This is a genomic window from Yersinia sp. LJYL362 (assembly GCF_048323875.1).
In genome coordinates, this window is record NZ_JBLWEX010000063.1 from 1 (window position 1) to 9,350 (window position 9,350).

The window sequence follows — 9,350 nt, forward strand, 5'->3', positions numbered from 1 at the left end:
AAAGCGTCAGTCTCAGACCACACTCCATTCCATATGACTTTGGCTTTATGACCACCCGAAGGCGTTTCTCTCAGGTCATTGGTATCATCCTGATACTGGAAACATTGGCGACTGTCATCGACAGCGAGTTTACAGGGGGGAAATTACGGCAAGAATGAGATAGCTGCAAGTTATTGGAAGCTGTAATAAGGAAGAGTAATGAAAGGGGGGCGGGGCGCTATATTGCTTTGGTTGAAAAGTGTATCTTGATAGCCCCCAAATAGAACCATTTTTGCCACGCAATGTAATTCTTTTACAATAAAAAATAGCATTCGGGACTATGGCCTAATAATTAAATTGTAATTAGTTTACTGTGAAATCAAAACTATTGTGTTGTCACGTTATATTTAATAAATACTTATTATGGTTTAATCATATTTATTGGATTTATTTTTTTGCGACAAAAAGCTCTGAGCTACTGGCATAAGGTACTTTGCCTGATGGGACTAGTTTTGCTGCTGCATCCAAGTGTATATCTTGGTCATCAAAGAAAATATGGGGTTTAAAAGCTTTTAGTACTTTGGTTTTTTCAACACCACCGAGAAAGAAAGCTTCATCCACATATACTCCCCAGCTACGTAATGTTTTAATCACTCGCATTTCGGAAGGGCTATTTCTGGCAGTAACAAGGGCTATACGTATCGGGGAATACTCAACCTTTGTCGGTAAACGTTCTTGAAGTTGTGCTAGTTTTTTAAGTAAGGTTGCATAAGAGCCTTCGGCCATTGGTATGTCTTGTTGGGCGTCTTCTTGTGCATGAAATGCCGCCATCCCTTGAGTTTTATAAACTAATTCACTCTCATCTGAGAAAAGCACCGCGTCGCCATCAAAGGCAATTCTGACTTGCCCTTCAGGAATTTCTGTAGCATCTGAAGGTGGATCTTTTAAAATAGCCGCAGCACAAAATCGAGAATCAATAACTTTTTGTGCATCCTCAACATTTGTCGTTAGGAAAAGATCCACATCAAAAGCATCAAGGTAGTCTGCTACCGTTTCACCAGCAGTAAATGCAGAACGCGTAATATTTAATTTATCGTAGCGAATGGTATTGAGAACACGAATACCGGTATCTGGGCTATTCCTGGACATAACCACAACTTCTACCAATGGAGATTTGTCATCAGGTTGACGATATTTGTTAAGTCCAAGTAATGCTTTCACGAGAGGGAAGCCTGTTCCAGGTTCCAACGGGTTATTCTCATGTTCAAGCATATAAGCTCGATATTTTTCAATCGCGCCGTCAGGGTCTGTTTCATAAGTCTCACGGAATATGAAGTCTGATTCACTCATGTCATACAGCGCTGTAGCACTGATTCCAATAACAAGTGTGTTGCTCAAGCCTAACGACATTTCTTACTCCCATGAGAACATGAAATTATTTTCTAAAGCAGTCTAATTAAGCTGTCCAGCTATTAGAAACCACTTCAGCCTGCTTCAGTATTAACTCAACCGCATCCAGTGCTTTATCTGGCGGATATTTATATTTAAGCAACGTTTTCCGCACCAGAATACGCAACCGTGCGCGCACACTTTCGCGTACTTGCCAGTCAACCGTCGTGGATTTGCGTAATTGAGCCGTTACTTCAATGGCGAGTTTTTTGAGAGTTTCATCACCTAATTCCCGCACTGCGCTTTCGTTTTCCGCTAGCGCATCGTAGAAAGCAATTTCGTCAGGATTCAGACCGAGCGCATCATCACGCGCCATAGCTGTCTGAAACTCTTTTGCCATCTGGATCAACTCTTCAATAACTTGAGCGGTTTCAATCGCGCGGTTATTGTATCTCAGCAGCACGGCCCTCAAACGGTCAGAATACTTTTTCTCCTGCACTACGTTATTATTTGTACGGGCATGAATACCATCGTTAAGCAGCTTCTCCAGTAACTCAACGGCCAGATTGCGTTGTGGCATTTCACGTACTTCTTCCAGAAATTCGTCTGACAGTAGGCCAATATTGGGCTTATCCAGCCCAGCCAAAGTAAATACATCATCCACGCCAGTTGCGACTATGGCGTTATCCAAAATACGGCTCAGTAGTGAATTCTTCTCGGATTGGCTGAACTTTTTATCGGTGGTGGTGAGTTTGATTATTGCCACTTTCACGGCTGACAGGAAGGCGAGTTCTTTTTGCAACGGCTTCGCTTCATCCAGCGTGCTGCATAACGACCAGGCTTTATTTAGCGCCAACACCACGTCGAAATAACGTTTTTTGCCGTCATCCAATCCGAGAATATAGTTCGCTGCATCAAGCAAAACATGCTGCGGATTATTTTCAAACGCTGAATAGTCGAAACCCGGATCGGTAGTCGTTTTGGCGAACATACCATGAATAACATCGAGTTTTTCCAGCAAAAACGCAAAGGCATCTCTGGCATCAATGGTGGTCTGCCCCTTACCTTTGGAGTCGGTATAGGTTTTCAGTGCTTGCTTCAACTCATTGGCAATACCAATGTAATCCACCACCAGTCCACCGGGTTTATCTTTAAACACGCGGTTCACGCGGGCGATGGCCTGCATCAGGTTATGCCCACGCATCGGTTTATCGATATACATGGTGTGGCAACAGGGTGCATCAAAACCGGTTAACCACATATCGCGGACAATCACGATTTTTAGCGGGTCATTCAAGTCTTTAAACCGTGCTTCGAGCCGTTTTTTGGTTTGCTTGTTGTAGATGTGCGGTTGAAGGTGTTCTTTATCCGATGCTGAACCGGTCATGATGATTTTTATCTCACCTTTTTCGACATCCTCGCTATGCCATTCCGGGCGCAGCGCAACTAACGCATTATAAAGACGCACGCAGATATCGCGACTCATGGCGACAATCATCGCTTTGCCATTCATCGTTGCGTTGCGGGCTTCAAAATGTTTAACCAGATCGGCCGCTACCTGTTTAATACGCGGTTCGGAACCGACCAGCTTTTCTAGACGGCTCCAATCACCTTTAGTTTTCTCTTTCTGGTCAGTCTCTTCATCTTCTACCAGATAATCAACCTGGCTGGAGAGCTCTTCCAGTTCTTCATGGTTCAGATCGAGTTTGGCCAACCGGGATTCGTAGTAAATCGGCACGGTTGCGCCGTCATCCACAGCATCCTGAATATCGTAAATAGAAACGTAATCACCAAACACGGCGCGGGTATCTTTATCTTCAGAAGAGACAGGCGTGCCAGTGAAGCCCATAAACGAAGCATTCGGCAGTGCATCACGCATATGTTTGGCATAGCCGTATTTATAGGCCCCATCCTTATCCAGCGTGGCACTTAATCCGTACTGGCTGCGGTGCGCTTCATCAGAAATCACCACGATATTGTCGCGTAGGTTCAATGCCGGATGGGCTTGCTCGCCATCCAGCGGAGCGAATTTTTGCACGGTGGTGAAGATGATGCCGCCGGATTCTCGAGCCGCCAGCATTTCGCGCAGTTGATCCCGGTCGCTGGCTTGTTGAGGCTCTTGCTTCAATAGGTTTTTTGCCTGGCAAAACGTAGTATAGAGCTGACCATCCAGATCGTTACGGTCCGTCACCACGACGATTGTTGGGTTGTTCATCTCTGCCTGCTGCAAGAGTTTCCCGGCATAGCAGCACATTGAAATACTTTTACCCGAACCTTGTGTATGCCACACCACCCCGGCTTTCTTACTACCGGGTTTGATGTTACTACGCAGTGGTAAAAACTTACCTGTGGAAGCGACAATGGTCGCATTCACCGCTTCACGCACCGCGTGGAACTGATGATAGGCGGCTATTTTTTTGATCAGACGTTTGCCGTCACTTTCGAACAGGATGAAATAACGGATGTAATCGAGCAGTAATTCACGATTAAAGAAGCCCTTAACCACGTTTTCTAATTGCCATTCCAACAGAGGTTTATCATCTTCGTTGTTGATGGTTTTCCAGGGTAGATAACGTTCTTCATCAGCAGTGAGGGAACCAATACGTGCGTTATAACCATCACTTATCACCAGTGCTTCATTACAAATAAACAGGTCGCTGATTTCATTTTTATACGTTTGAAGCTGATTAAACGCCGCCCAAATATCGGCATTAACATCGCTCGGGCTTTTTAATTCAATTACGGCTATCGGCAGGCCGTTGATAAAGCAGATAACGTCCGGGCGGCGTGGCTGCTTAGCGCCAGTGATAGTCACCTGGTTGATCGCCATAAAGCGGTTATTGGCCGGATGCGCAAAGTCGATCAAGAACGCGTGGTCATGGATTACATCATCGCCTTTCTTGTATTCCACCGGCACCCCTTCCAGCAGCAAATGATGGAAGGCTTGGTTACTGACCACCAGATCGGGGTTTTGTGCGTGGGTCACCCGGGCTATAACCTGATCGAAAACGTCGGCGGGTAAGTGTCGATTAATCATGCGTAGGCTGTCTGTCAGTATCCCACGTAGGAAGACATCATGATAAGAGCTACGCTGCGGATCGCTACCGTCTGGCGCAATATCTGGGCCGTGGTGAACCTCCCAGCCGGTTTCGGCAAACCAGGCAAGACATTGTTGCTCCAACTGCTCTTCGGTCATGTTGATGTTCCCTCAATATTACGCAGGTTTTTCAGTCAGGCTCTCTGCTTAACTAAAGCCTCATTCGTCAGTCACGACTGTCCATACCCGCTTCAATGGCAGCTGAGCTTTCAGTTCGTCATCCAGTTTGTCGTATACCGCAAACAGTTGGTCTAGCAACTGATCCTGCGACCATAATCGTAAGCGGAAGAAACTAGAGGCCATGTCACGCTGGACATGCTGCTTAAAGCCGCCCCAGGCAACAAATAAGCCGTGATTGGCGTTGAATTTGGACATTGCCCCTAACAGTTTATCAACCGTTGGACGGTCTACCGTGCCGTTACCAGACTTCACTTCGACGCAGATGGTCTGGTTACCAAAGCCCATGACGCCGTTGCCAGCCAGAATATCTACGCCGCCATCTGCCCCTTCTGGGCTTTGCCAGGTGGTGTAACCCTGAGCTTCTAAAATAGCTTTGACCAAGCGAGTCAATTCATGCCCCTTGAAGCGCGATTCGATCAGCCTGATCACCTGCTGCTTGGCTATATCTGCCAGATCAAGTTCACTCTCCGCATCGTTAGAGACATCTCCCGCATTTGATTGGGGAGCACTCAGGCTGGAATAGATCTGAGATGAGATCTTTTCCGCCAGCCAACCATTCTTGTACATGACTTGCAGCCTCTCCAGCGCATTATTGCGTTGGATACGGCAGATGGTCATAAACGCGCCAAAACTGTAGAGCAGATCTTGGCCAAAGTGGGATCGCGGGATCTCCTGTCCGAACCACTCTACGCTACGCCAGTGATAATAAGGATCTGGGCCTGCCGGGTTATAAACATAATCCCCAGTAATGCGCCCCATATAGACCACAGGTTGTTTTTTCGAGGGCAACACCACCCAGTCTCCGCACTGCATTACATTGGCAAAGGGCCAGATCTGGCTACTGTGGTTTTGTAAGCGTTTGAGCTTTTCGCTTGGGTAAACCTGTTGCAATAATTCAAGCAGATTTTGGCGGCTACCAAATTTGGACAAATCGTTGTTCAATTCATCCCAAGTAAGATAGATGCGCCCCTCTTCGAGGAATTTCTGCTCAAATTCCCCTTGTGACCCTGCACGGGTTAACCAAAGTTCCATTACGTTATCCTTATTAGGCTTCCTGGGTATCCACTTGCGCAGCCCAGGTCTCTGCTTCTGGCAGGGTTATTTCACCCGAGAGGAGTCTGGGGAGGAGGGTGTCTCTGAGTTGTGAAAGGACCGTAATTTGTTGTTCTAGTAAAGAAAATTTTTCATTTAATCGACTCGTAAACTTGTCAAATAGTTGGCCTAAAATCAGCTGAGGGCATGGGAAGTAGATTTCTTCGAGAACCTCTTTTCGTAATTCAGTCTGGCCTGTACTACCGGAACCATTAGATTCAATAAATTGCTCATATTTCATAAGCAATCCAGACAGGTAGGATGCAGTTATTTTAGCTGTATCTGCACGAACAACGGTTACGTGACTATCGGCAATCACAGTCTCCGCCAAATAACGAATAGGGGCTAAGCGACCTAAGGTTCCAGTTCCTGTCGAATTAACAAGAACATCTCCTACTTGTAATTCTCTACCTGATATAGTTCTTTTTTTCGAATCATGTAAGCGAGCAAGAGAGAAGTTAATTGTATGATTTCTTATACACTTTTGATTAATTACTATTACACCATCTGTCTCCTCCGTATATTTAGGAGATATACCTCTACGAAGTTCGGTTACTGATGATTTTATATTACAAACATTCCATCCTTCTGGAATCTCCCCCAACTCACTGTCCTGCATAGCAGACGGAAATAGTTCCGCCATAGCTTTTAACTCAGCATATTGTTCAGGGTATTCGCGCTCAAAAACAGCTAATGAATCAGCATCTTTCCCGGAAATCGCTGTCATTGCCGCAAGAGTTGCTTCTTCTTGTGAACCACCCGCTTCCAGAACTGCGATTTTAGCCTTTACTGGTTCGAAATCGACAAACCAGCTTTTGAATAGGGTTTGGGCTATTTGTTCTAGGGTTTGGTTGATTGCTTCGTTAAGAATAATTTTCTCATCTAGGGCCTTACAAAAAGACTCAAGTCGTAATAATTCATCGTTGGGTGGAATGGGCATATCTAAATCTTGCAGGATTTTTGTATCTAATTTCCCCGCACCTATTCCGGTATTCTCAACTTTTGTTAAAAGAAGTCCTTTAATCGATATTAGCCATGACAAAAGATAGAAAGGAGTTATTTCTGGGGTTTTAGGAATTAGTGCTTTAACATCTTGATTAAAAGTAACCTCCCGAGTAGTAATACCTACAGGGATTTTATTGTGTAATGCACTGCCGCGCACCAATAGCAATACGGTATCTTTAGGAACTAAACGCGTCCCGTTGTGACTTCCTTTCTCGGTAACTAGAAGATCGGAGTCACTATATCGAGTTGATTGCATTGAAGAAGCGCTGATCCAAGGGATTTCTCCGTCCCAGTAATCTTTATTACTTTTTGAAGGCGTTCCTCCCGACATGAATGTAACCAAATCACCGAGTTTTCTTATACGCCAATTACAACTCATAACCCAGCCCCCCCAGATTTGCCTTAATCTGCTTATCTAGTTCAGCGCTTTCTTCCAGTTGCACTTTTAGCTGTTGCGTCAAACGCGTCATCTTCTCAGCAAAGGGCTCATCGTCTTCGTCTTGCTCGGCAGCACCGACATAGCGCCCCGGTGTCAGCACAAAGTCATTTTTCTTAATATCGTCAATAGATGCGGCAAAGCAGAAGCCGGATTCATCCTGATAATTTTTATCTTCCTGCCAGGCGTGGAAGGTATCGGCGATTTTCGCAATATCTTCTTTAGTGAAATCGCGCAGTACGCGATCTTTCATAAAACCAATCTGGCGGGCATCAATAAATAGCACTTCGCCTTTACGGTGCGCTTTGCCGTTACCACCGGTTTTGTCTTTGGTCAGCAACCAGATACAGGCCGGGATTTGGGTGTTTGTAAACAGTTGCCCGGGCAACGCCACCATACATTCCACCAGATCGGCTTCGATCAGGTTGCGACGGATTTCGCCTTCGTTATTGGTGTTGGAGCTCATCGAACCGTTTGCCAGCAGCAGCGCCATTGAACCTTTCGGGGCCAGGTGGTGAATCATATGCTGCATCCACGCAAAGTTGGCGTTGCCCTGAGGTGGTGTGCCGTATTGCCAGCGCACGTCACCTTCCAGTTTCGCACTCCACCACTCTTTCATGTTGAACGGGGGGTTAGCCATCACGAAATCGGCGCGCAGATCCGGATGCTGGTCGTCCAGTAGCGTATCGGCGTTTTTCTTGCCAAAGTTGAAGTCGATGCCGCGAATCGCCATGTTCATCGCCGCCAGCTTCCAGGTGGTCGGGTTAGATTCCTGACCGTAGACGGAGATGTTGCGTTTTTGCTCGGCGACGTTGTAATGCTGCTCACCCGCATGTTCTTCAATGAAACGGTCGCTGGAAACGAAGAACCCGCCGGAGCCCATAGCCGGGTCATACACGCGACCTTTATACGGCTGGAGCATTTCAACAATCAGGGTAACGATGCTTTTTGGCGTGTAGTATTGGCCGCCTTGTTTACCTTCCGCCAGCGCAAATTGCCCAAGGAAGTATTCGTAAACGTGGCCGAGAATATCTTTGCTTTTAAGCTGGAGCTTTTCGCCGTTATATTCAGGATTATTAAAATTGGCATCGGAGAAAGTGTTAATCAGGCCAATTAAGACTTCATTGCCGAGTTGGTACTGGCTGATACGGTTAAGAATGCCTTTTAGCTTTGGGTTGGAGTCTTCAATTTTATCCAGTGCATTATCAATCAACCAGGAAACAGAGCGCAGCTTCACTTCCTGCCCGAGTTCATCAACCCACAGCACGGTGCCTACGGGCAAAGTCGCTTTGTTTTTCAGCGTTTCCCAACGAGCGGCTTTCGGCACCCAGAACACATTCTTCTCGGTGTAATAGTCTTCAACTTCCAGCTCTTCCTGAATCGCCTGTGCGTACTCTTCGTCCGTTGCATAATCGTCGCGGGATATGGCGTAGATATTGTCTGGATTGCCGACATCACGGAACAAGGTGATCAATTCTTGCTGGCGTGCTTCAAACGCATCGGAAACATACTTTAGAAAAATTAATCCTAGCACCACATGCTTATAGTTAGCGGCATCCATATTGGAGCGCAGTTTGTCTGCGGCCTTCCAAAATTTGTTATCCAGCTCATTTAAGAAAAGCTGTTCGGTGTTGTTCATGAAAATCCTCAGAAAAGGTCTACTACCGACAATGCAGCATGCATTGTCACAGAATCAATTTTTAGAATGTGTATTGCAAAATAATACCTGTAAGTGATGCGATCACAAACGATATGGCGCAAAGAAATGACAAGATATTCGAGAAAGGGACTTTATATGTCGATGACATCGGCAACATTTGCCAAGAATCCTGATAAATAGCGAATTTCCAGGGGAAAACCACAGAACACCAAGAGAGTTGCGAGGGAATAGGAATAGTGTTTTTTGTGTGAAATAAGCTACCTATCTATAACCAAGAACCTACATTCCAACCAAGTCTGGTGACAAATCACTCATATAGTATATAATGTATATAACCGATATATCCATTTGCGCGACGAGGTGAGTGATGCCGAGTAGAGTGAACACCGTGCGGCGTAAAGAATTCCCTTATGAAATTAAGACCCTGAGTGGGAACGAGCTGCATAACTTCAATACGCATGCTGATTCCGAGTATTTGGTCATTGATTTGGGGAATGTTAAAGGCCGTCGAT

5 protein-coding genes are annotated in these 9,350 nt (G+C 45.8%); all 5 read right to left on the minus strand.

The window, feature by feature from the left end; translation table 11 throughout:
* Positions 1-426: 426 nt before the first annotated feature.
* The 5 genes from ACNSO8_RS02650 to ACNSO8_RS02670 are packed head-to-tail and all read right to left on the minus strand — an operon-like array spanning position 427 to position 8,817.
* A complete protein-coding gene (locus ACNSO8_RS02650; protein WP_418393734.1) occupies positions 427-1,389 on the minus strand; it encodes a 5'-nucleotidase in 963 nt (320 codons plus the stop codon).
* 46 nt (positions 1,390-1,435) lie between these two features.
* A complete protein-coding gene (locus ACNSO8_RS02655) occupies positions 1,436-4,564 on the minus strand; it encodes a type I restriction endonuclease subunit R (RefSeq protein WP_418393735.1) in 3,129 nt (1,042 codons plus the stop codon).
* A gap of 60 nt (positions 4,565-4,624) precedes the next feature.
* Positions 4,625-5,677 carry a restriction endonuclease gene (locus ACNSO8_RS02660; RefSeq protein WP_418393736.1) on the minus strand — a complete coding sequence of 351 codons (1,053 nt, stop codon included), beginning with the start codon at positions 5,675-5,677 and terminating at the stop codon, positions 4,625-4,627.
* 13 nt (positions 5,678-5,690) lie between these two features.
* Positions 5,691-7,121, minus strand: coding sequence for a restriction endonuclease subunit S (locus ACNSO8_RS02665; RefSeq protein ID WP_418393737.1), 1,431 nt, complete (start codon positions 7,119-7,121; stop codon positions 5,691-5,693).
* Complete coding sequence (locus ACNSO8_RS02670; RefSeq protein ID WP_418393738.1) at positions 7,111-8,817, minus strand: type I restriction-modification system subunit M; 1,707 nt, start codon at positions 8,815-8,817, stop codon at positions 7,111-7,113. Before ACNSO8_RS02670 ends, ACNSO8_RS02665 begins: the two co-directional genes overlap by 11 nt.
* Positions 8,818-9,350 lie beyond the last annotated feature (533 nt).